General features: G+C 72.2%; 18 protein-coding genes and 1 other RNA gene. 16 read left to right on the forward strand and 3 right to left on the reverse strand.

What is annotated here, in order from left to right:
• Positions 1–4: 4 nt before the first annotated feature.
• Complete coding sequence (locus QIT00_RS24710; protein WP_282537579.1) at positions 5–3,691, reverse strand: FHA domain-containing protein; 3,687 nt, start codon at positions 3,689–3,691, stop codon at positions 5–7.
• Positions 3,692–4,217: 526 nt separating this feature from the next.
• Between QIT00_RS24710 and QIT00_RS24715 the strand changes: the two genes are divergently transcribed.
• The 4 genes from QIT00_RS24715 to QIT00_RS24730 all read left to right on the forward strand — a co-directional run bounded on the left by QIT00_RS24715 (position 4,218) and on the right by QIT00_RS24730 (position 9,491).
• A complete protein-coding gene (locus tag QIT00_RS24715; RefSeq protein ID WP_282537580.1) occupies positions 4,218–5,867 on the forward strand; it encodes a serine/threonine-protein kinase in 1,650 nt (549 codons plus the stop codon).
• 195 nt (positions 5,868–6,062) lie between these two features.
• On the forward strand, positions 6,063–7,313 hold the full coding sequence (locus QIT00_RS24720) for a serine/threonine-protein kinase (RefSeq protein ID WP_282537581.1): 1,251 nt from the start codon (positions 6,063–6,065) through the stop codon (positions 7,311–7,313).
• Positions 7,314–7,410: 97 nt separating this feature from the next.
• Positions 7,411–8,517 (forward strand): peptide chain release factor 2, encoded by a 1,107-nt coding sequence (gene prfB / locus QIT00_RS24725; RefSeq protein ID WP_282537582.1) that lies wholly within the window; start codon positions 7,411–7,413, stop codon positions 8,515–8,517.
• A gap of 278 nt (positions 8,518–8,795) precedes the next feature.
• The gene (locus QIT00_RS24730) at positions 8,796–9,491 is read left to right on the forward strand and encodes a hypothetical protein (protein ID WP_282537583.1); all 696 of its coding nucleotides are present in this window, start codon (positions 8,796–8,798) and stop codon (positions 9,489–9,491) included.
• Positions 9,492–9,628: 137 nt separating this feature from the next.
• On the opposite strand, the gene QIT00_RS24735 is transcribed toward QIT00_RS24730, so the two are convergent.
• The gene (locus tag QIT00_RS24735) at positions 9,629–9,820 is read right to left on the reverse strand and encodes a hypothetical protein (protein ID WP_282537584.1); all 192 of its coding nucleotides are present in this window, start codon (positions 9,818–9,820) and stop codon (positions 9,629–9,631) included.
• 318 nt (positions 9,821–10,138) lie between these two features.
• Between QIT00_RS24735 and ftsE the strand changes: the two genes are divergently transcribed.
• The 7 genes from ftsE (at position 10,139) to dacB (ending at position 16,952) form a co-directional block, all read left to right on the forward strand.
• A complete protein-coding gene (gene ftsE, locus QIT00_RS24740; protein ID WP_282537585.1) occupies positions 10,139–10,828 on the forward strand; it encodes a cell division ATP-binding protein FtsE in 690 nt (229 codons plus the stop codon).
• Between the two features lie 50 nt (positions 10,829–10,878).
• The gene (gene ftsX / locus QIT00_RS24745; RefSeq protein WP_282537586.1) at positions 10,879–11,796 is read left to right on the forward strand and encodes a permease-like cell division protein FtsX; all 918 of its coding nucleotides are present in this window, start codon (positions 10,879–10,881) and stop codon (positions 11,794–11,796) included.
• A 68-nt stretch (positions 11,797–11,864) separates the two neighbouring features.
• Positions 11,865–13,028, forward strand: a complete 1,164-nt coding sequence (locus QIT00_RS24750; RefSeq protein ID WP_282537587.1) for a S41 family peptidase — start codon at positions 11,865–11,867, stop codon at positions 13,026–13,028.
• Between the two features lie 18 nt (positions 13,029–13,046).
• Positions 13,047–13,547, forward strand: coding sequence for an SsrA-binding protein SmpB (smpB, locus tag QIT00_RS24755; RefSeq protein ID WP_282537588.1), 501 nt, complete (start codon positions 13,047–13,049; stop codon positions 13,545–13,547).
• Between the two features lie 122 nt (positions 13,548–13,669).
• Positions 13,670–14,058: a transfer-messenger RNA gene (gene ssrA / locus QIT00_RS24760) on the forward strand.
• Between the two features lie 134 nt (positions 14,059–14,192).
• The gene (locus QIT00_RS24765; RefSeq protein WP_282537589.1) at positions 14,193–15,170 is read left to right on the forward strand and encodes an extracellular catalytic domain type 1 short-chain-length polyhydroxyalkanoate depolymerase; all 978 of its coding nucleotides are present in this window, start codon (positions 14,193–14,195) and stop codon (positions 15,168–15,170) included.
• Between the two features lie 84 nt (positions 15,171–15,254).
• A complete protein-coding gene (gene dacB / locus QIT00_RS24770) occupies positions 15,255–16,952 on the forward strand; it encodes a D-alanyl-D-alanine carboxypeptidase/D-alanyl-D-alanine endopeptidase (protein WP_408909846.1) in 1,698 nt (565 codons plus the stop codon).
• On the opposite strand, the gene QIT00_RS24775 is transcribed toward dacB, so the two are convergent.
• Entirely contained in the window at positions 16,834–18,105 is a 1,272-nt protein-coding gene (locus QIT00_RS24775; protein WP_282537591.1) for an MFS transporter, read from the reverse strand. The two genes, dacB and QIT00_RS24775, sit on opposite strands and share 119 nt — an antisense overlap.
• A gap of 249 nt (positions 18,106–18,354) precedes the next feature.
• Here QIT00_RS24775 and QIT00_RS24780 point away from each other — a divergent pair, with 249 nt between their 5' ends.
• The 5 genes from QIT00_RS24780 to QIT00_RS24800 all read left to right on the forward strand — a co-directional run bounded on the left by QIT00_RS24780 (position 18,355) and on the right by QIT00_RS24800 (position 23,446).
• Positions 18,355–19,746, forward strand: a complete 1,392-nt coding sequence (locus QIT00_RS24780; RefSeq protein ID WP_282537592.1) for a nitrate/nitrite transporter — start codon at positions 18,355–18,357, stop codon at positions 19,744–19,746.
• A 342-nt stretch (positions 19,747–20,088) separates the two neighbouring features.
• Positions 20,089–21,264 (forward strand): uroporphyrinogen-III synthase, encoded by a 1,176-nt coding sequence (locus QIT00_RS24785; protein ID WP_282537593.1) that lies wholly within the window; start codon positions 20,089–20,091, stop codon positions 21,262–21,264.
• Between the two features lie 187 nt (positions 21,265–21,451).
• A complete protein-coding gene (locus QIT00_RS24790; protein WP_282537594.1) occupies positions 21,452–22,003 on the forward strand; it encodes a CGNR zinc finger domain-containing protein in 552 nt (183 codons plus the stop codon).
• Between the two features lie 94 nt (positions 22,004–22,097).
• Complete coding sequence (locus tag QIT00_RS24795) at positions 22,098–22,682, forward strand: sigma-70 family RNA polymerase sigma factor (protein ID WP_282537595.1); 585 nt, start codon at positions 22,098–22,100, stop codon at positions 22,680–22,682.
• The gene (locus QIT00_RS24800) at positions 22,679–23,446 is read left to right on the forward strand and encodes an anti-sigma factor family protein (RefSeq protein ID WP_282537596.1); all 768 of its coding nucleotides are present in this window, start codon (positions 22,679–22,681) and stop codon (positions 23,444–23,446) included. Before QIT00_RS24795 ends, QIT00_RS24800 begins: the two co-directional genes overlap by 4 nt.
• Positions 23,447–23,492 lie beyond the last annotated feature (46 nt).

Consider the following 23,492-nt stretch of genomic DNA (forward strand, 5'->3'; position numbering starts at 1 on the left):
CAAATCAAACCGACGCCGCCCGCTCCAACGCACTGGCGAGCAACGCCAGATCCGTCGGCCCATTCCCCAACTCCCGCACGGGCCTCCGCTCCGGCGGATCACCCATACGGTGCCACTCCAGCGGAACCGCCGTGGGACGGAGCGTCGACGTCCGCGGAATACGCCCCGTCACCCGCCCCGCCTGGAACGGAGTCTCCGCCCCGGCCGCCGTGTGCAGCCACCCGCGCCCCGGCGCCGGATCCTCGGGCGCCGCCGAAGGGGCGTCGAGCACGATCCGCAGAGTGGCCCGGCGGGCGAGCTCCGTCTCCGCCGTACGCTCCGGGCGTCCCGACGCCGCCACCAAGTGCACGCCGAGCCGGTCCCCCTCGCGCGCGACGGCCTCCAGGGCGCGGACCACCGAGCCCGCCGACGGCCGCCCGGGCGCGCCCAGGGCCGGGGCGACCAGCGCGTCCAGGTCGTCCACGACCACCACGAGGCGTGGAAGGGGCGAATCCGGCCGGGGCTGAGCCATGGCGGACGGCTGCCCGGCACCACCGGAACCGCCCGCACCGCCCGCACCGCCCGCACCGCTCGTGCCGCGAGCGGCGCCCGCCGCTGAACGCCCTTGCGGCGGCCGCAACTTGAGGGTCGTACTCGGCGGACTGTCCAGGTCCCCGGAGCCGGAGAGGTCACCGGAGCCGGAGAGATCCCCGGAACCGGACAGATCCCCGGAACCGGACCGGTCCGCCGCGCCACCGGAGGAGCCGGGGCCGGGCCCGGCCCCGGAGCGACCTGACCCGCTCGCGGAGCGGCTGCGCTGCGGGACGAGCCGCCGCGCCACCGCTTGCTGCGTGTGCCACTCCGCGAAGTCGATCCGGCCGAGCAGCTCCGCCCGCCGCTTCAGCTCCGCCGTCAGGGCCTGCGCGAACTCCCGCATCCGTACCGGGTCGTTGGCGGCCAGATGTGCCGTCACGTGCGGCAGGTCCGTACAGACCCGCAGTCCGTCGCCGCGCTCGGTGCCCGCGCCGTCCACCAGGACCAGGCGCAGCCGGTCCGGCCGCTCCGCGGAGGCCAGGGCGGCGGCCACGGAACGCAGCAGTTCCGTACGGCCGCTGCCCGCCGGGCCCTCCACCAGGAGGTGCGGGCCCGCCGCCACCAGGTCGGCGCAGAGCGGGCCGCGCGGGCCCGCGCCGAGCACCGCCTGGGCGCGGCCGCCCAGCGCGTCGGGGTCGTCCGCTGCCGCCGCCCACCGCGCCATCAGGGACGCGGGGGTGGCGCGGGCGAGCCCCAACTCGTCGAGCAGGCGGGCCGCTTGAGGCAGGGGCGCGGCCACGCGCGCGTGCCGCTCGCCGCCCGCGTCCGCGGGGCGCAGCGGCGCCAGAGCGCGGGCGAACCGCTCGGCCCACGCGGCGGACACGGCGTCCACCGAGGCGACGGTGCCGTGCCCGACCGGCCTGCCCTGCGACGTACGCAGCAGGCGCAGCGCGGTCGCCACGTCACCGCTCAGGAGCGCCACGGCACCACACGCGCGGAACGCGGGCGACGCCGCACAGGCCGCTTCGTACGTCGCCGTCATCGGGGACGCGGGGGAGGCGGCGGGCGTCTCGGCGAGACACAGCACATGGATACCGGCCGCCTGCCCTTCGGCGGTCAGGCGCACGGTGGCCTCCCGCAGCGCCGCCGAACCCGGGTCCCCGTCGACGACGAGCACGGTGAGCGGGCCGGTGAACTCGCGCTGCCGTGGGGACTGCCGACCGTCCGAGGAGGTCGGGGAGGCCGGGGCGGCCGGGGCGGCGGCGCTGGTCGAGCCCGCCGGCGCCTCGGCCGTGGGGGCGTACGCCGGGGCCTCGGCCACGGAGGCGTACGCCGGGGCCGTCGAGGCTATGGACTCCTCGGGGGCCGCCCCTTCGGGCCTGGACGCGTCCGGCGACCCCGAGTCGGCCGCACCGCCGGTGACCGGGCCGCGACCCTCCTCCTGAAGGTGCTCGTCCAGGCGGCGCAGCAGCTCACCGGCCCGGGCGGCGGCCTGCTCGCGGTCGTACGCGAAGAGCAGCCGGCAGTCCTGGCCGTGGCCGGGGCGGACGTGCGGGAGCCAGCCGAGCCAGGACCACTGCGCGGTGCGCTCCTCGACACCGCGGGCCCGGTCCGTGCTGATGAGCACGATCTCCAGGTCGGTGGGGGAGTGCAGCGCGGCGAGCTGGGCCAGCGCCGCGCGGGCGAGCCCGGCCAGGCGCGGCCGGGGCCCGGCGAGGCCGAGGGCGCCCGCCTCGCGCAGCCCGACCGTCACGGGCACGGCCGGAAGCAGTCCGCCGTCCGGCGCCGTCCGGTCCGCCGTGCCGAGCCGCACCGCCAGTGCCTCGGGGTGCGAGGGGCCGCGCTCCCACAGCCGTGGCCCGGGGCCGAGGGCGGTCAGGAGCAGCGTGGCCGGATCGGGCCAGGCCTCCGGAACGGCAGGCTCCACGGGCGCGAGCGCCCCCGCCGGGACGGCTTCCTCCGCCTCACGTTCGGTCCGCCCACCGGTGATGCGCCGCGCCCAGGCGCCGATCCCGCCGCGCCTGCGCACCTGCCGCGGCACGGTCGTGCCCCGCGCGGGCGTCCCGGTGCGATTCCGTTCGTACGGGTCGTGCGGGTCGTACGCGTCGTACGCCTCGTGCGCGTCGTACGCGGTGTCGTCCTCGTCGGCTCGGCCCGTCGCGTACGGCTCCGGTGAGGCGGATGCGTCAGGTGACTCGCCCCTGGCCGTACCGGATGACTCGCCCCTGCCCGTACCGGAGTTGACGCCGCCCACAGTGCCGGGTGACCCGCCGGTGGAGATCCCGCGCGCGTTGGTGGCGTCCTCCGACGAGCCGTACGCCCTCTGGCCGGACGGCGTTCCAGAGCCGTACGCACTCTGCCCGGACGGTGTTCCGGGGCCGGACGCGCCCTGTCCTGGCGCCCGCACCGGCCCGTCCGCGCCGGAGAGGGGCGCCGACGCCCCGTACCCCCGGACCGCCGAACCCAGCGGGGGCTGTCCGCCGGACTCGGCCGCCACGCGCGCGGAGGGCGGGCCCGGGTCCGGCTCGGCGCCGACGCGCAGCTGGCCCTCGCCGTCCGCGAAGGCGGGGAGCGGCGGCTCGTCCCGCGCGGCGCCGAGCCGGAGCGTGGACTCGCCGACCCGCAGCAGCGCGCCCGGCGAGAGCCGCACCGGGCGGTCGGTCACCGGGCGGCCGTCGACCGACGTGCCGTTCGTCGAATTCAGGTCGGAGACCGAGACGCGGCCGTCCTCAGCGACCGTGACCGCGCAGTGCAGCCGGGAGACGTCCGGGTCGTCAAGCGGCACGTCCGCGTCGGCGGAGCGGCCGATGCTGATCCGGCCGCCGTGCAGCAGATGCACACCGCCCGCGTCCGGACCGGCGACGACATGCAGCCGGGCCGGGGCGCCCGCGGTGGACGGGGAGGGCTCGGCGGGGCCCTGCAGGGAGAGCACGGCGCCGTCGATCAAGGGGGGCTCGCCGAGCGTGGCGGTGGCGGCGTCCAGGCGGTCCGTGCCCGCGTACACCACCGCCGGGCCGTCCGGGACTCCCGCGGCCGCCGCCAGGCCCGAGGCCACGGCCGCCAGCGCGGTCCCGGTGGGCGCCGTGACCAGCACGTCACAGGCACGGGGCGGCGCGCCCTGGCCGGACTGCGGGGTCCGGCCGCCGGGCGGCCCGAGGACAGACAGCCGGATCTGCATCGCCGTCAGCGGTCCCTTCTGCGCGGGTGCCCGGCAGGAGGACGGCCCATGTGACTCCCCCCACCGAACACGGCATGGCTCCGTGCTGCTGTGCATCCTCGCACCTGGCACTGACAACACGCCCGCCACCCACCATCAAGTGATCTTGATTGGCTGGGTCTGCTCGCAAAAGTGCCTGCACAGGCCGGATGGGATCGTTGTGGACGGCCCGCCCGGACGTCCGCGGCAACCAACCACCGTGGTCGCACGTCTTCCCCTTCAGCCGCTTCCGCGGTGTACACGGAACGCACAGGAACGTGTACGAGGGTGGCACCTGGGCAGACAACGCCAGACCGGTGCCCTCCGGGCCCTACTACAGTGGATCGGCAACACTGGACGAGCACCCGCGCGCAAGCCCGCGACGAGTCGGCGACCAGCAGCACCGACCGGAACCGGTGATCAGCACCAGTGACAGCAACCGGACACCAGACCAGCAGGACCAGCAGCAGGACCAGCAGCAGGACCAGATCGACAGGGAGCGCATGACGTGCGGCCGGTAGGCAGCAAGTACCTGCTCGAGGAGCCGCTCGGACGCGGCGCCACGGGCACCGTCTGGCGAGCCCGCCAGCGTGAGACCGCGGGCGCCGAGGCCGCAGTGGCCGGGCAGCCCGGCGAGACCGTCGCGATCAAGGTCCTCAAGGAGGAGCTGGCGAACGACGCGGACGTCGTGATGCGCTTCCTGCGCGAACGCTCCGTGCTGCTCCGCCTGACGCACGGAAACATCGTCCGCACGCGCGACCTGGTGGTCGAGGGCGATCTGCTCGCCCTCGTCATGGACCTCGTCGACGGCCCCGACCTGCACCGGTACATCCGGGAGAACGGCCCGATGACCCCCGTCGCGGCCGCTCTCCTGACCGCGCAGATCGCCGACGCGCTCGCCGCGAGCCACGCCGACGGCGTCGTGCACCGCGACCTCAAGCCCGCCAACGTCCTCCTCAAGGAGGACGACGGCGGCATGCGCCCGATGCTGACCGACTTCGGCATCGCCCGCCTCGCCGACTCCCCGGGCCTGACCCGCACCCACGAATTCGTCGGCACGCCCGCGTACGTGGCGCCCGAGTCCGCCGAGGGCCGCCCGCAGACCTCCGCCGTGGACATCTACGGCGCCGGAATCCTGCTCTACGAACTCGTCACCGGACAGCCGCCGTTCGCCGGCGGCACCGCACTCGAAGTGCTGCACCGGCACCTCAGCGAGGAGCCGCGCCGCCCCAGCACCGTCCCGCAGCCGCTCTGGACCGTCATCGAGCGCTGCCTGCGCAAGAACCCCGACGAACGGCCCAGCGCCGAGAGCCTCGGCCGCGCCCTGCGCACCGTCTCCGAGGGCATCGGCGTGCACGCGAACTCCGCGCAGATCGCCGCCGCCGAGGGCGTGGGCGCCCTGCTCGCGCCCGACCCGGCGCCCGCCCCGGTCCCCGAGACCCCCGGCGCCGCCGACCCCACCCAGGTGCTGCCGAACAACGCCGGTTCGTACGGCGACGCCGACCCCAACGCCGCGACCAGCGTCATGCAGCACACCGGCCCCGGTGGTTCCGGTGACGCGGACCCGACGTCCGTGATGCCTCCGGTGCCCCCGCGCCCGGACGGCCCGCCGGAGCCGGACGGCCCGCACCCCTGGGAGAACCAGCTCCGCGCGGCGCGCGATCGCAACGAGCAGACGCAGGTCCAGCAGTACCTCGACCCGAGCCAGGACCCGCTGCGCCGCCGCCGTCCGCAGCGCCAGGTCCAGCAGCCGCCCCAGCAGGCCCCGGCCGCGTACGGCTACCCGCAGCAGCAGGCCCCGCAGCAGCACCAGCCGCAGCGGTACGCCCCCGCGCCGCAGCCGCAGCAGCCGCCGCAGCGGTACGCGCCGCCGCAGCAGCCGCCCCGGCAGCAGCGCCCGCCCCGCGAGCCGCGCCGCAGCGCCAACCCGATGCGGATCCCGGGCCTCGGCTGCCTCAAGGGGTGCCTGTTCACGCTCGTCATCCTGTTCGTGGCGGGCTGGCTGATCTGGGAGCTGAGCCCGCTCCAGGAGTGGATCGGCACCGGCAAGAACTACTGGACGCAGCTCTCCGACTGGTTCACCACGGTCACCGACTGGATCGGCGACCTCGGCGGTGACTCCGGCAGCACGGGCGGAGGCTCGGGCGGCACCCAGTAGCCGTACGAACGGCGCCACAGAGGGAACGACGGAACCGGAAACGGCCACCACGCGTGCGTGGTGGCCGTTTTGCGGTCAACTCGTACGCCACCCTGGAGATTTGTCGACATCCGGAGGGTGATTTCCGCCGCGGACGTGAAGGTTGGTGACGGAGCCGCGTAGCTTTGTTGCCAACAGGAGCCCGTAGGAGCAGTTTTGGCACGGAAAATCGGCAGCCGGTACACCGCGAACCAGATCCTGGGGCGCGGCTCCGCCGGCACGGTGTGGCTCGGCGAGGGACCCGAGGGCCCCGTCGCCATCAAGCTGCTGCGTGAGGACCTCGCGTCCGACCAGGAGCTGGTGGGCCGCTTCGTGCAGGAGCGGACGGCGCTGCTCAGCCTCTCGGACCCGCACGTCGTCGGCGTGCGCGACCTCGTCGTGGACGGCAACGACCTCGCCCTCGTGATGGACCTTGTCCGCGGCACCGACCTGCGCACCCGCCTCGACCGGGAACGCAGGCTCGCCCCCGAGGCGGCTGTCGCCATCGCCGCGGACGTGGCCGACGCCCTGGCCGCCGCGCACGCCGCCGGCATCGTGCACCGCGACGTGAAGCCGGAGAACGTCCTCCTCGACATGGAGGGCCCGCTCGGCCCGGGCGGCTCCCACCCCGCGCTCCTCACCGACTTCGGCGTGGCCAAGCTCGTCGACTCACCCCGGCGCACGCGCGCGACGAAGGTGATCGGCACCCCGGACTACCTGGCCCCCGAGATCATCGAGGGCCTGCCCCCGCGCGCAGCGGTGGACATCTACGCCCTGGCGACGGTTCTGTACGAACTCCTCGCCGGATTCACCCCGTTCGGCGGCGGCCACCCCGGCGCCGTCCTGCGCAGGCACGTCACGGAGACCGTGGTCCCGCTCCCGGGCATCCCCGAGGAGCTGTGGCAGCTGCTCGTGCAGTGCCTCGCCAAGGCGCCCGCGTCCCGGCTTCGCGCCTCCGAACTCGCCGCCCGGCTGCGCGAACAGCTGCCCCTGCTCGCCGGGATGGGCCCCTTGGACGTGGACGAGCCGGACGCTGAACCGCAGGAGGAGCCCGCCCCGTACGCCGAGAACGAGCAGTACGCCACCGAGCCCCGTACGCCCCGGCGCGGTGCCGTGCCGCTCGTGCCGGGCACCGCGACGGACTCCAACCGCGACACCCACACGTCGATGCGGGTGCCGGGACCGGACGAACTCGCGGGCGGCGCGCGGGGCACGGCCCGCGCCCCGCGCACCGCGGGCGCCCCGCGCCCCGGCTCGGCCCGGCACCGCATGGAGGCGCGGCGCCGCCGCCTGGCCCTGACCGCGGCCGCGGTGGGAGTGGCGGCGGCGGTCGGCGTGGGCGGCTGGTTCGCCCTCAGCGGGGACGACGCGGACGCGACCCCGCAGGACAACAAGGGCGCGAGCCCGTCCGCCCCGGTCGTCCCCTGAGCCGTACCAGACCCCTCGCGGCCCCGGAATCACGGGCCGGACGCCGGTTGTCCACAGGGGGGAGAGTCCCCGTTCGTCGAGCCGTTAGGCTGGTGTCGTGGCAGTCGTCGATGTTTCCGAAGAGCTCAAGTCCCTCGCCTCCACCATGACGTCCATCGAGGCCGTCCTGGATCTGGACAAGCTGAGGGCCGATATCGCCGTGCTCGAGGAGCAGGCCGCGGCACCGTCCCTGTGGGACGACCCGGAGGCGGCGCAGAAGATCACCAGTCGCCTGTCGCACCTGCAGGCCGAGGTCCGCAAGGCGGAGGCCCTCCGCAACCGCCTCGACGACCTGGGCGTGCTCTTCGAGATGGCCGAGGAGGAGGACGACCCGGACACCCGCGCCGAGGCCGAGGCCGAGCTGACTGAGGTCAGGAAGGCGCTGGACGAGATGGAGGTCCGCACCCTCCTGTCCGGCGAGTACGACGAGCGCGAGGCCCTGGTCAACATCCGTGCGGAGGCCGGCGGCGTGGACGCGGCCGACTTCGCCGAGCAGCTCCAGCGCATGTACCTCCGCTGGGCCGAGCGCCACGGATACGGCACGGAGATCTACGAGACGTCGTACGCGGAAGAGGCCGGCATCAAGTCGACCACCTTCGTCGTCAAGGCCCCGTACGCCTACGGCACGCTCTCCGTCGAGCAGGGCACGCACCGCCTGGTGCGCATCTCCCCGTTCGACAACCAGGGACGCCGCCAGACCTCGTTCGCGGGCGTGGAGATCCTCCCGGTCGTCGAGCAGTCCGACCACGTGGACATCGAGGAGTCCGACCTGCGGGTGGACGTGTACCGCGCCTCGGGCCCCGGCGGCCAGGGCGTCAACACCACGGACTCCGCGGTCCGCATCACGCACGTCCCCACCGGCATCGTGGTCTCGTGCCAGAACGAGCGCTCCCAGATCCAGAACAAGGCGAGCGCCATGAACGTCCTCCAGGCCAAGCTGCTCGAGCGCCAGCGCCAGGAGGAGCGCGCCAAGATGGACGCCCTCAAGGGCGACGGCGGCAGCTCCTGGGGCAACCAGATGCGTTCGTACGTCCTGCACCCGTACCAGATGGTGAAGGACCTGCGGACGGAGTTCGAGGTCGGCAACCCGCAGTCGGTGCTCGACGGCGAGATCGACGGCTTCCTCGAGGCCGGGATCCGCTGGCGCAAGCAGCAGGAGAAGTAGCTTTGTCGACAAGGTAACTGCCGCTCAGGAGGCCCCTCCTGAGCGGCAGTTACCTTTTCCGTCACAGTCGGATCTCCGTACCACGGCCAACTGCCTCGATAGCGGACATATGACGCTCAACGGCCTTGACGCGGCCTTTAATTGTGGGAAGGGTTGCCCGCGGTATGCGTATGCCGGGGCACGTGTGACGGGGGGCGAATGACCACTCTCGGTCTCCCAACAGGCCTTTGCCCTGGGCGCTGCTCCATAAAACGAACAGCTACTGGGGGTAGCAGCAGATGACGAAGAAGACGCGGATCCGCGTAGCGCGGATAGCGGCCGGTGCGGTGATCGCCGCCGGTGCTTCGCTGGCCGCGGCCGGCGCCGCTTCCGCCGTGGGTATCGGCATCGAACTTCCGGGCGGTACCGGCGCCGAGGTCGGCGTCGGCTCTGACGGCCTGGACGTCGGCGTCAACCTTCCGGGCGGCGGTGGCGACGACGACGAGCCGACGGACCCGCCGACCGGCATCCCGACGGAGCCGCCGACCGGCGAGCCGACGGACCCGACGGACCCGCCCACCGATGAGCCGACGGACCCCACGGACCCGCCGACCGATGAGCCGACGGACCCCACGGACCCGCCGACCGATGAGCCGACGGACCCCACGGACCCGCCGACCGACGAGCCGACGGACCCGACCGACCCGCCCACCGGTGAGCCCACCGAGCCGGGCGACGGCAACAACGGCGGCGGCAACGACAACACCGACCCCGACGGCGGCAACGAGCCCGTCGAGCAGGGTCAGGGCAAGGAAGGCCTGACGGACACCGCTCCGCAGGTCCCCGCCGGTGAGGGCAAGGACAAGGGGGAGCTCGCCGAGACGGGCGCCGCCGAGACCACGTTCCTGCTGGTCGGTGCCGCCACGATGATCGCGGGCGGTGTCGGCTTCCGTATGCTGCCCCGTCTCGTGGGCGGCCGCGGCGCCGCTGCCTGATCACCGGCGGTAGCCGGACGACTGCAGTAGCCGAAAGGGCCCGGAGCATCCCGCTCCGGGCCCTTTCGTCATGTTCGTGACGCGGCTCGTCATGTTCGTAACGCGTCGTGATGTCCGTACGCGCAGAGAGTGGCGGCTCAGGCGGCCTGGTGGGCCAGGAGCGCCACAGCGCCGATCAGTACGAGCAGCAGCGCGACCAGGGCCACCGGGTTCAGCCCGGCCAGAGGGCCCTCCTGCTGCATCCGCTGGCGGTTCGCCCTGCATACGGGGCAGCGCCCTTCGCTCACCGGCGCCGCGCAGTTCGCGCAGACCAACCTGTCAAAGGTCATGCCACCTCCTCCTCCCGCGCGGCGAAGCCGCCCTGCAACGAATCTGCCCCACGCCGTGACGCAGTCTCGGTGCTCCGGTCTGCCTCCGCACAACGCTCAGGGGAACGCAACCGTTCCCCCTACCACTGTGCCAGCTTCCCCGGATTTCGGCGCGCCTCGCCGGAACTCATCTGGTTCAGCCCGAAGTGTTCCAGGCCGCACGCCGGTCAGATCCGTGATAAAACGCGCAACCCAGGACGCCGACTGCGCCGCGCACGCCGCTTCGCGTAGGGTCACGCTCACCTACCCCCGACGCCCCCAGACGTACGAGGCGCATCCGTGATCCGATTCGACAACGTGTCCAAGACCTACCCGAAGCAGACCCGTCCTGCACTGCGGGATGTCTCTCTTGAGATCGAGAAGGGCGAGTTCGTCTTCCTCGTGGGGTCCTCCGGCTCCGGAAAGTCCACCTTCCTGCGGCTGCTGCTGCGCGAGGAGCGCGCCAGCCACGGACAGGTGCACGTCCTCGGCAAGGACCTGGCGCGCCTGTCCAACTGGAAGGTGCCGCAGATGCGGCGTCAGCTGGGCACCGTCTTCCAGGACTTCCGCCTGCTGCCCAACAAGACCGTCGGCGAGAACGTCGCGTTCGCGCTCGAGGTGATCGGCAAGCCGCGCGGCACCATCCGTAAGACCGTCCCCGAGGTACTCGACCTGGTCGGCCTCGGCGGCAAGGAGGACCGGATGCCCGGTGAGCTCTCGGGTGGTGAGCAGCAGCGCGTGGCCATCGCCCGCGCCTTCGTGAACCGCCCGATGCTGCTGATCGCCGACGAGCCCACGGGAAACCTGGACCCGCAGACGTCCGTCGGCATCATGAAGCTGCTCGACCGCATCAACCGGACCGGCACCACCGTCGTGATGGCCACCCACGACCAGCAGATCGTGGACCAGATGCGCAAGCGCGTCATCGAGCTGGAGAAGGGCCGCCTCGTCCGCGACCAGTCGCGCGGCGTCTACGGCTACCAGCACTGACCACGAGCCCCGCGCGGTACCGGGCAGCCCACGAGCACTGAAAGGACGCCATGCGCGCCCAATTCGTCCTGTCGGAGATCGGCGTCGGTCTCCGCCGCAATCTCACGATGACCTTCGCGGTCATCGTCTCCGTCGCCCTCTCCCTGGCGCTCTTCGGCGGCTCGCTGCTCATGCGCGACCAGGTGACCACGATGAAGGGCTACTGGTACGACAAGGTCAACGTCGCGATCTTCTTCTGCAACAAGGGAGACGCGGAGACCGACCCGAAGTGCACCAAGGGCGCGGTCACGCAGGACCAGAAGGACGCCATCAAGGCGGACCTGGATGACATGCCGTCCGTCGAGAACGTCCTCCACGAGTCCAGCGACGAGGCATACAAGCACTACAAGGAGCAGTTCGGCGACTCCCCGCTGGTCAACTCCCTTACGCCGGACCAGATGCAGGAATCGTTCCGGATCAAGCTGAAGGACCCGGAGAAGTACCAGCTCATCAAGTCGGCCTTCGACGGGCGGGACGGCGTCCAGGCGGTGGAGGACCAGCGCAAGACCGTCGACAACCTCTTCGAGCTGCTCAACGGTATGAACTACGCGGCGCTGGCGGTGATGGCGCTGATGCTGATCGTCGCGATGATGCTGATCGTCAACACCGTGCGCGTATCGGCGTTCAGCCGCAGACGTGAGACGGGGATCATGCGGCTCGTCGGTGCGTCCAGCTTCTACATCCAGATGCCGTTCATCATGGAGGCCGCCTTCGCCGGCCTGCTCGGTGCCGGTGTCGCCTGCGTGATGCTGGTCGTGGGCCGGTACTTCCTCATCGACCACGGCCTCGCGCTCGCGGACAAGCTGCAGTTGATCCAGTTCGTCGGCTGGGACCAGCTCATCGCCAAGCTGCCGCTGGTGCTCGCGATCGGCCTGCTGATGCCCGCTCTTGCGGCTTTCTTCGCGCTGCGCAAGTACCTCAAGGTGTGACGCACCTACCAGGGCGCCGTACGGTCAACCGACCGTGCGGCGCCCCGCGTTGTCCTAGACTCACCGACATGTCGGGCCTCGATCAGTGTTCCCGGCCCCGCAGCGTCCGCCGCGGGGCTGCCCTGACATTGGTCTTCGCGGCAGTGCTCGCCACGGGCGCCGCGACGGGCTCCTTCAGCGGTCTCGATCACAACGAGCCGGGTCCTTCGGCCCGTTCGGCCGCCCCCACCTCCCACCGAGAACGCGTCCGCGACGCCGCCGCCGAGGCCATGGCCGACGGCAAGTCGCCCGCCGAGGCCGCCGAGGAAGAGGTCAGCCGCAGCGGCGACCGCTGGGGCACGGTGTACGACCCGGCCGAGTACCGCGCGTTCGCCGAGGAGCTGGCCGGCGCGTACACAGGAGTGGGGCTGTGGACCCGGCGGGCCGAGAACGGCCGGATCGAGGTCGACCGGGTGCAGCGCGGCGGCCCCGCCGAGCGCGCCGGCATCCGCACCGGCGACCGGCTCCGCTCCATCGACGGCCGCCCGACAGCGGGCCGCCCGGTCCGTGACGTCGTCGACCAGCTGCGCGGCAGCCGGGACGAAGCGGGCACCGAGGTCGAGCTCGGCCTGCAGCGCGGCTCGCGCGCCTGGACGGAGAGTCTGCGCAGGGCCCGCCTGGAGACCCCCACGGTCATCGTGGAACAGCGGGCCGACGGCACCCTGTGGATCAAGGTCTCCTCCTTCACCAAGGGCACCGGCGAACGCGTCCGCGAAGCGGTCCGCACCGCCCCGCAAGGCACCGGCATCGTCCTCGACCTGCGCGGCAACTCCGGCGGCCTGGTCGCGGAGGCCGTGACCGCCGCGTCCGCGTTCCTCGACGGCGGCCTGGTCGCGACGTACGACGTACGAGGTGAGCAGCGCGCCCTGCACGCACGCGGGGGCGGCGACACGGGCAGACCCCTGGTCGCGCTGGTCGACGGCGGCACGATGAGCGCGGCCGAGCTGCTCGCCGGAGCCTTGCAGGACCGCGGCCGGGCGGTCGTCCTGGGCACGCGGACCTTCGGCAAGGGGTCGGTGCAGATGCCGAGCCGACTGCCCGGCGGCTCGGTCGCCGAGCTCACCGTCGGCCACTACCGCACCCCGTCGGGCCGTACCGTCGACGGCCGCGGCATCACCCCGGACGTGGACGTGGACGAGGGTGCGGAGGCCCGGGCCCGCACAGTATTGAGTGGCCTCGGCACCCCCTCGTAGTGCGAAAATGGCCGCACTATGGCTGCGAAGAAAAAAGACAAGGACAAAGGTGACGGGCGCAAGATCATCGCCCAGAACAAGAAGGCCCGTCACGACTACCTCATCATCGACACCTACGAGTGCGGCGTCGTCCTGACCGGCACCGAGGTCAAGTCGCTGCGCCAGGGCAGGGCCTCCCTGGTGGACGGCTTCGTGCAGATCGACGGCCACGAGGCCTGGCTGCACAACGTGCACGTGCCCGAGTACGCGCAGGGCACCTGGACCAACCACGCCGCGCGCCGCAAGCGCAAGCTGCTGCTGCACCGGGTGGAGATCGACAAGCTGGAGTCCAAGTCCCAGGAGACCGGCCACACGATCGTGCCGCTCGCCCTGTACTTCAAGGGCGGCCGAGCCAAGGTCGAGATCGCGCTCGCCAAGGGCAAGAAGGAGTACGACAAGCGGCAGACGCTGCGCGAGAAGCAGGACCGCCGCGAGGCGGACCGGGCGATGTCGGCGGTCCGGCGGAGGCAGCGCGCCTGAGGGGTTCCTCGGGGTGCCGGGAATTAGCTGGCACCGTCGCGCGTTCTGTCTGTACGATGGAGCACGCTCCGCAGGTGACGGGGCACCGGGTCCGTTCTGGGCCCACCTTGAAAAATCAACATGGGGATGATCGGTTTCGACAGCGGATGTCGAAGCAGGGGAAGCGTGTCGAGGAAGCGGCAATGATCTCGTTAACCATATGTCGCAACCAATAATCGCCAACACCAAGCGCGATTCCCAGTCCTTCGCCCTCGCTGCCTGATAGGCGGTGAGTGAAGGACCCTTAATGGGTGTCAGCCCGGGGATGTTCCCGACCCGGATCCTGGCATAATTTAGGGAACTAAACCTTCACACCCGGTCACGGGGTGTGAAGGGAAATCAAACAGTGACTGAGCCCGTCGGAGACTTGTTCGCGTGATCTCCGGGGCTGAGAAAATCGCAGCGAACTGCACACGGAGAAGCCCTGATTCCACACCGTTGGACGCGGGTTCGATTCCCGCCATCTCCACAATTCCCATGTATGGGGAGGCCCCCGATGCCCAGGCGTCGGGGGCCTTTTCATGTGTTCGGAGCCCATGGCCCAGGCCCTTCGCTGTAGGTCCCGAACCCATATCCGGCCTCCCTCGCCGCTCCTACCTTCCCCGCATGACATCGACCAGAGCCGCACTACTCGCCGTCCTGACCGCGATCACCGCCCTCTGTTCCCTGCTCCTCTTCGTGCCGCGCGCCCAAGCAGCCGCGAGCCTGGAGCAGGTCACCGGATTCGGCTCCAACCCCGGAGCCCTGAAGATGTACCGGTACACGCCCGAAGGGCTGCCCGCCGGGCGCCCCGTCGTCGTCGTGCTGCACGGCTGTACGCAGAACGCCGCCGGGTACGGCCCCGCCAGCGGCTGGACCGAGCTCGCCGACCGGTGGGGCTTCTCCGTCGTCGTACCGGAACAGCAGAGTGCCAACAACGCGAGCCGGTGCTTCAACTGGTTCCAGAACGGCGACACTTCACGCGGGCAGGGGGAGGCCGCGTCGATCGTGCAGATGGTGGACCGGCAGCTCGCCGACACGGCAGGGGACGCGGCCCGCGTGCACGTCACCGGCCTCTCGGCGGGCGGCGCGATGACCTCCGTGATGATGGCGGCGTACCCGGAGAAGTTCCGCGCGGGCGGGGTCGTCGCCGGGCTGCCGTACGGCTGTGCGCAGGCCGCGGGATCGCCGTACGTGTGCATGAACACCGGGGCGACGCAGACGCCGCAGCAGTGGGGTGACCGGGTGCGGGCCGCGCGGCCCGGGTACACGGGGCCGTGGCCGCGGCTCACCGTGCTGCACGGCAGCGCCGACACCACCGTGAAGCCGGTCAACATGACGGATCTCGTGGAGCAGTGGACCGATGTGCACGGTGCCGACCAGACCGCCGACGTCAGCGACACCGTGGGCGGCTACCCGCACCAGGTGTTCCACGGGCCGGACGGCAGCGGCGTCGTGGAGACGTACAGCATCACGGGTATGGGGCACGGGCAGCCCGTCGACCCCGGCAGCGCGGACGGGCAGTGCGGGACCGCGGGGGCGTATCTCCTGGACGTGGACCTGTGCGCGGCCCATCAGATGGGGAAGGCGTGGGGGCTCGGCTGAAAACTCGGCTGAAAGCGGGCCACCGGCGGACGGTCGTGCGGGGCGTCTGTCGCCGGGGGCCGGTTTCCGGGATCCTGCCGTGGCATGAGCGGACCTGAGAGCGGACCTGAGAGCGGACCTGAGAGCAGACCTGAGAGCAGACCTGGGACCGGGCCTGAGACCGGACCTGATGGTAGACCCGCGAGAGGCAACTTCCTTGCGCGCGCGGCTGTTTGGCCCGCGCTCGTCGGCCTCGCGGCCACCTTGACCTGGAGCGCACCAGCCGGGGCGGATGTCTCGGCGGTGCGCTCCGGGCTACCGGAGGCCATCGACACGATCCTCGGCGATCCGCGGATGCGGGGCGGCGCGGCCAGTGTCGTGATCGCCGACGCCGAGACCGGCGAGACCGTCTACAGCCACCAGCCGACGGGCCGGCTGATGCCCGCGTCCAACACCAAACTCCCCACGTCCGCCGCCGCGACGGCGCTGCTCGGCCCGGAGTACCGTTTCCGCACCGACGCCCTCGCGCACGGCAGACGGCACGGTTCGACGCTCGCCGGCGATCTGTATCTGCGCGGCGGCGGCGACCCGACGACGCTCGCCGAGGACTACGACCGGCTCGCCGCGGATGTGGCGAAGGCCGGGATCCGCAGGGTGACCGGGCGGCTCGTCGCCGACGACACCCGCTTCGACGCCGAGCGGCTCGGCCGCTCCTGGGCGGCCGACGACGAGTCCGCGTACTACTCGGCGCAGATCTCCGCGCTGACCGTGGCCCCGGACACCGACTACGACTCCGGGACCGTGATCGTCGAGGTTGAGCCGGGCGCCGAGGCCGGGCAGCGGCCGCGGATCGGGCTCACGCCGCGCACCCGGTACGTCGAGATCGAGAACCGGGCCCGTACGGTCGCGGCGGGGGAGCCGAACACGCTGAGCGTGCGGCGTGAGCACGGCACCAACACCGTGACCGTCAGCGGAGATCTGCCCGTCGGCGGTGACCCGGTGAAGGAGTGGGTGGCGGTCTGGGAGCCCACCGGGTACGCGGCGGCCGTGTTCCGGGACGCGCTGGCCCGGCACGGCGTACGGGTCGTGGGCGGCACCCGGCTCGGCACGGCCACGCCGAAGGGGGCGAAGGAGATCGCCGGGCACCGTTCGATGCCGCTGACGGAACTCCTCGTACCGTTCATGAAACTCTCCAACAACATGCACGCCGAGGCGCTCGTGAAGGAAATGGGGTACGAGGAGTCCGGTCGGGGGACGTGGAGTTCGGGGCTCGACGCGGTCGAGGGCTTCCTGGAGAAGGAGGGCGTGGAGCCGGGGAAGCTGCGGCAGGTCGACGGGTCCGGGCTCTCGCGGATGAACAACTTCCCCGCCGACCAGCTGGCGAAGCTGCTGCTCGCGGTGCGGGACGCGCCCTGGTACGCGGACTGGCTGAACTCCCTGCCGGTGGCCTGCGACCCGGACCGGTTCGTGGGCGGCACCCTGCGGTCCCGGATGTGTGACACCCCGGCGGCGCTCAACGCCCGGGCCAAGACAGGGTCGTTGACGGGCGCGTCGGGGCTCTCCGGGTACGTGAAGGACGCCGACGGGCGGGAGCTGGTGTTCAGCATCGTGCTCAACAACTACCTGGCGCCGTCCGTGAAGAGCATCGAGGACGCGATCGTGGTGACGCTCGCGAAATCTACCTCTAAGGAGACGGTTCTGACGCGGCCGGAGCCTTCGGGCTCGGGTTCGGGCTCGCAGCGGGCGGGGACTGCCGCGGGATCCGACGTCGAGTGCTCCTGGCGTAAACCGACACTGTGCTGAACAGGACGAGGGCCAGGGCGGCGGCGGTGACGGGAACGAGGTAGCCCGCCCGTGCGCTCACGTGCTCGACGGCCTGGCCGCCGAGCGCGCTGCCGCAGGCGATGCCCCCGAGCAGGCCGGTCACGGCGAGGGTCATGCCCTCGTTGAGCCGGCCCTCGGGGGTGTGGGCCTGCACGAGGCCCATGCCCGTGACCATGGTGGGCGCCGTCGCCATGCCGGCCACGAGCAGCGCCCCGGCGAGCAGCGGCAGGGAGCCGGTCCCCGCGGCGAGCAGCGGAAGGGTCATCAGGGCCGCCATCGCGGTCAGGCAGAACAGGAACCGCCGCCGCGCCGGGCCGCCCGGAGCGCGGGTGCCGTAGAGCAGCCCCGCCGCACACGAACCGGCCGCCTGCAGAGCCAGGACGGGGCCTGCCGCGGACGCGTGGCCCTGGGCGTCGGCGTACGCGACGGTGACGACCTCCATGGAGCCGAAAACCGCACCTGTGGCGAGGAAAACCACTACTAGAGGGAGCATTCCGGGGGCGTGCAGAGGGGAGGCGGTTTTCGTCACCTCCCTTTGGGGTGGCGGTTCTGTGGAGCGCTGGGCGGTGAAGAGCAGGATTCCGGTGAGCAGGAGGGCGGCGCCGGTGAGGGTGCCCGCCTCCGGGAGGAGGGCCGTGCACAGGAACGCGGCGACGACCGGCCCGAGCATGAAGCACAGCTCGTCCGCGGCCTGTTCGAAGGAGTTGGCGGTGTGCAGGCGCGCCGGGTCGCCCGCGTACAGGTGCTGCCAGCGGGCCCGGGACATGCCGCCGGTGTTGGGCGTGGTGGCGGTCAGGGCGTACGCGGCGAACAGGGTCCAGGCGGGCGCGTGCAGGTGCACGCACAGGGCGAGCAGCAGCGAGCCGACGACGGCGACCGCCGCGGCGGGCAGGGCGATCCGGGCCTGGCCGTGCCGGTCCACGAGACGCGCGGTGTACGGGCCGACGACGGCGGTCGCGGCGAGACCGGTCGCGGTGACGGCACCGGCGAGGGCGTAACTGCCGTACCGCTCGGCGATCATGATGATGGCGCTGACGCCGAACATGCCCATCGGCAGGCGGGCGACGAGGTTTCCGAGGGTGAACGCACGCGTGCCGGGCAGCTCGAAGAGCCGGGAGTAGGGGTTGGGCATGTGGTAAGCGTCGGGTGGGCGGCGCTTCGGCGTCCAACGGTTTCTGGCGCGATTCGCGTGCTGTACGCGGGCCGGCAGCCGGCGCCTCCGGGACATCCCGTACGTGGAGCCCGGCGGGGAGCAGGCGGCTCACATCGGCGCTGAGCTGCGGGTGAGAGCAAGGTTGCGCGAAGGTCACCTGACGGCACGGGGCTGAAATGCGCCGTCCCTAGCGTCGCTTCCACGACCCGACCCATCCGTGGAGGCGTGATGACAGCCCCGACCAGCACCGCAGCACCGCGCAAGGGGGGCCGCTGGATCGAGCGGTGGGACCCCGAGGACGAGGGCTTCTGGCAGCGGACGGGCGAGCGCGTCGCCCGCCGCAACCTCGCCTTCTCGGTGCTCTCCGAGCACATCGGCTTCTCGATCTGGACGCTGTGGTCCGTGCTCGTCCTGTTCATGGGCCCGGAGTACGGCATCGACCCGGCCGGAAAGTTCTTCCTGGTGTCGATGGCCACGCTGGTCGGGGCCGTGGCGCGCGTGCCGTACACCTTCGCCGTGGCCCGCTTCGGCGGCCGCAACTGGACGGTCTTCGCGGCCTCGCTGCTGCTGTTCCCCAGCGTCGCGGCGTTCCTGGTGATGGAGCCCGGCACGTCGTACTCCACGTTCATGCTGTGCGCGCTGCTCACCGGCGTCGGCGGCGGCAACTTCGCCTCGTCCATGACGAACATCAACGGCTTCTTCCCGCTGCGCAGGAAGGGCTGGGCGCTCGGCCTGAACGCGGGCGGCGGCAACATCGGCGTGCCTGTCGTGCAGCTCGTCGGCCTCGCGGTGATCGGCGCGGCGGGCGGCCCGCGGCTGCTGCTCGGCATCTACATCCCGCTGATCGCGGTCTCCGCCGTCTGCGCGTTCCTGTTCATGGACAACCTCGCGCCCGTACGGAACGACACCGGGGCCGCCAAGGAGGCCGTCCGGGACCCGCACACCTGGATCATGGCGTTCCTGTACGTCGGCACGTTCGGCTCGTTCATCGGCTACAGCTTCGCCTTCGGGCTCGTGCTGCAGACGCAGTTCGGGCGTACGCCGCTGCAGGCCGCGTCGATCACGTTCATCGGGCCGCTGCTCGGCTCCCTGATCCGGCCCGTGGGCGGCTCGCTCGCCGACCGCTTCGGCGGGGCCCGGATCACGCTGTGGAACTTCGTCGCCATGGGTGCGGCCACCGCCGTGATCATCGTCGCGTCCGTCCAGGAGTCGCTGACGCTGTTCTCCGCGGCCTTCATCGCCCTGTTCGTCCTGACGGGGCTCGGCAACGGCTCCACGTACAAGATGATCCCCGGCATCTTCCAGGCCAAGGCGCTCGCCCAGGGCCTCGGCGGTGAGGAGGCGGCGGCCTACGGGCGGCGGCTCTCTGGTGCCGCGATGGGGCTGATCGGCGCGGTCGGGGCGCTCGGTGGGCTCGGCATCAACATGGCCTTCCGGCAGTCCTTCCAGAGCGCCGGCTCCGGCACCGGGGCGTTTGTCGCGTTCCTCGTCTGCTACGTCGCCTGTTTTGTGGTCACCTGGGCGGTGTACCTGCGGCGCGGGACCCCGAGGCGGCCGGACTCGATCGCGTCCGAGGCCGCGCCGCGGCCGGAGCGCCGACTCAGCTACGTCCAGGTCTGACCCCTGGGCACCGGGCGCCCAGGCCCCGCCTCCGGCGGATTCTTTCCCCTCCCCGCCCCTTCCCGAAGTCCTGCCGGACGGGCCTCCTCAATCGCCGGAGGGGCTCAAAATTGAGCCCCTCCGGCGATTGAGGAGGGGAGAGGAGAAAACCAGGGCCCCGCCCGCGTTCGCCGTACGCGATGATGAACGGGTGATGTAACACGTATGACATCGGAGCGATCCGAGCGCGTCACGGCCCGTTGACATGCTCGGGGAGCTCAAGGCCCTGCCCAGGGAAGACGGGACCACCACCAGGCGAGCGCGGGGCGAGACACTCATGCTCCTCAGTGAACGAGATCACTCATGCAGCCCTTTGACCATGCTGACCACGCTGACCACGCTGACCATGCGAAACACGGCCCTCTGGCAGGCTTCACCGTCGGCGTGACCGCCGCACGGCGGGCCGACGAGCTCGGCGCGCTGCTCACCCGGCGCGGCGCGGCCGTCCTGCACGCGCCCGCCCTGCGGATCGTGCCGCTCGCCGACGACAGCGAACTGCTCGACGCCACCCGGCAGATCATCGAGCATGCGCCCGACGTGGTGATCGCCACCACCGCGATCGGCTTCCGCGGCTGGATCGAGGCAGCCGAGGGCTGGGGCCTGGGCGAGGCGCTCCTCGACCGGCTCCGCGGCCTCGAACTCCTGGCCCGCGGCCCCAAGGTGAAGGGCGCCATCCGCGCGGCCGGGCTCACCGAGGAGTGGTCGCCGGACTCCGAGTCGATGGCGGAGGTCCTGGAGCGGCTCCTGGAGGAGGGCGTCGAGGGCCGCCGTATCGCCCTCCAGCTGCACGGCGAACCGCTCCCCGGATTCGTCGAGTCGCTGCGGGTCGGCGGCGCCGAGGTCGTCGGCGTGCCCGTCTACCGCTGGATGCCGCCCGAGGACCTGGGCCCGGTGGACCGGCTGATCGAGGCCACCCTCGCGCGCGGCGTGGACGCCCTGACCTTCACCAGCGCACCGGCCGCCGCGTCCCTCCTCGACCGGGCCCGCGAACTCGACCGCCTCGACCAGCTCCTGGCCGCCCTGCGCCACGACGTGCTGCCCGTCTGCGTCGGCCCGGTCACCGCCCTTCCGCTGGAGGCGCAGGGCCTCGACACGGTCCAGCCGACACGCTTCCGGCTCGGGCCGATGGTGCAGCGGCTCTGCGTCGAACTCCCGTCCCGCGCCCGTACGTTGCACCTGGCCGGGCACCGCGTGGAGATCCGCGGCCATGCCGTTCTCGTCGATGGCGAGCTGCGTGCCGTGCCGCCCGCCGGGATGTCGCTCCTGCGCGCCCTGGCCCAGCGGCCGGGCTGGGTCGTGGGCCGTGCGGAACTGCTGCGCGCGCTGCCGGGCTCGGGGCGGGACGAGCACGCCGTGGAGACGGCGATGGCCCGGCTCCGCACGGCGCTCGGCGTGCCGAAGCTGATTCAGACGGTGGTCAAGCGGGGGTACCGGCTGGCGTTGGATCCGGCCGCGGAGTCCAAGTACGCGGACGTGTAGGGGGCGCGTGGGCCGTGCGGGCGCATTGCTTTTCCCCTCCCCGCCCCTTCCCGAAATCCTGCCGGACGGGCCTCCTCAATCGCCGGAGGGGCTGATAACTCAGCCCCTCCGGCGATTGAGGAGCAGGGGTCCGGGGGCTGGCCCCCGAAGCGCCGCAGGCTTTCGGGAAGGGGCGGGGAGGGGAAGAATGACGCCCATGGACGAGCTGCGGTTCGACTCCGGCAGGATCTGCCTCGACCTCCTCGCGACCACCCACCCCACCGAGCACCTCGACAGCCCGGACGCAGTCCGCACGTGGATCCGCGGTGCCGGGATCGCCCCCAGCGGCACCCCGCTCGCCGCCGTCGGCCCGGACTGCCTGACCGCGCTTCGCCAACTCCGCGCGGACATCGAGGAGTTGTTCACCCGAGGGCAGGCCGCCGAGCCCCTCGCCCGCCTGAACGCGCGTGCCGCCGCCGCTCCGCCCGTGCCGCGCGTCGTACGGACGGACACCGGCGACCTCATCCGCGCCCTCCACCCCGACCCGGCCGGAGAGGCCCTGCTCGCGGCCGTCGCGCGGGACGCCGTCGACCTGCTCACCGACCCGGCGGCCCGCTCCCGGGTGCGCCAGTGCGAGGGGGAGGGCTGCCCGTTGCTGTACCTCGACACCTCCCGCGGCAGGCGCCGCCGCTGGTGCTCCAGCGAGGTCTGCGGCAACCGCGTCCGGGTCGCCCGGCACCGCCGCAGAAGTACCGCCTGAGCCCTTTGAACACACGGCGCCCCGCGTACGTACCTCCGGAGCGAACCGGCGAACCGGCGAACCGGTCACCCCGACGAACACGGGGACAGCGGAGGTGCGAGTGCGCAAGGATTCCGTCGTGGCAGCCGACCGCACCCGCTCGCGGGCGCGCCACCGCAGGTACGAACCCGCGGGCGTCGACGAGGAGTTGATGCGCGCGCTCTACCGGGAGCACGCGGGTCCGCTGCTCAGTTACGTCCTGCGCCTGGTCGCGGGCGACCGGCAGCGCGCCGAGGACGTCGTGCAGGAGACCCTGATCCGCGCCTGGAAGAACGCCGGCAGCCTCGACCACTCCTCCGGTTCCGTACGGCCCTGGCTGGTGACCGTGGCCCGGCGTATCGTCATCGACGGCCACCGCAGCCGGCAGGCCCGGCCGCAGGAGGTCGACCCGTCGCCCCTCGATGTCATGCCCGCGGAGGACGAGATCGACAAGGCGCTGTGGCTCATGACGCTCTCCGACGCGCTTGACGACCTGACGCCCGCGCACCGCGAGGTCCTCGTGGAGACGTACTTCAAGGGCCGTACGGTCAACGAGGCCGCGCAGACGCTCGGCATACCGCCCGGGACAGTGCGCTCGCGGGTGTTCTACGCGCTGCGCTCGATGAAGCTGGCACTTCAGGAGCGGGGGGTGACGTCGTGAACGCGTACGGGGGGCAGGAGTTCGGGCCGGGGGAGTCCGTGCACGAGTCGGTGGGAGCGTACGCCCTCGGCGTTCTGGACGAGCGGCAGACCGCGGCCTTCGAGGAGCATCTCGCCCAATGCGCCTACTGCGTACGGGAGTTGGGCGAGCTGGCCGGAATGGAGCCGATGCTCGCCGTGCTCGCCGCGGACGGCGTGCCCGCACCGCCCCGGGCGGCCGACGACCGCCGTCTCGGCGAACTCCTCGCCAGGGCCGCCCGCGAGCGCACCGGCCGCCGCAGGCGCGGCCGCCTGATGCTCGCCGCCGCGGCCGCCCTGATCGTCCTCGCCCCGCTCGCCGCCCTCGCCGTGACCGGCGACGACAGCCCGGGGACGCGCCGTCCCGAGGCCCATTCGACGAGCCCCGCGCAGGACGCGTTCTTCCACCACATGACGGAGAAGGCCGCGGCCACCGACCGCGTCACCGACGTCACCGCGACCGTCGGCACGGAGAAGAAGCCCTGGGGTACGCACACGGTCCTGGAGCTGAAGAACGTCAAGGGCCCCCTCAAGTGCACCCTCGTCGCGGTCGGCAGGAACGGCGAGGAGGAGACGGTCACGTCCTGGTCGGTGCCGAAGTGGGGCTACGGGATCGAGGACAGCCCGCACGCCCGGGCCCGCTCCCCGCTGTACGTGCACGGCGGCGCGGCGATGGACGCGTCCGACATCGACCATTTCGAGGTCCGCACGCACGACGGACGACGCCTTGTGGAGGTCGGGGCGTAACTTCGCGTACGGTTGACGGCTGCCCAGTACAGCAGAAGGGGAACGC

This window comes from Streptomyces luteolus (assembly GCF_029968015.1).
GTDB classification, from domain to species: Bacteria; Actinomycetota; Actinomycetes; order Streptomycetales; family Streptomycetaceae; genus Streptomyces; species Streptomyces luteolus.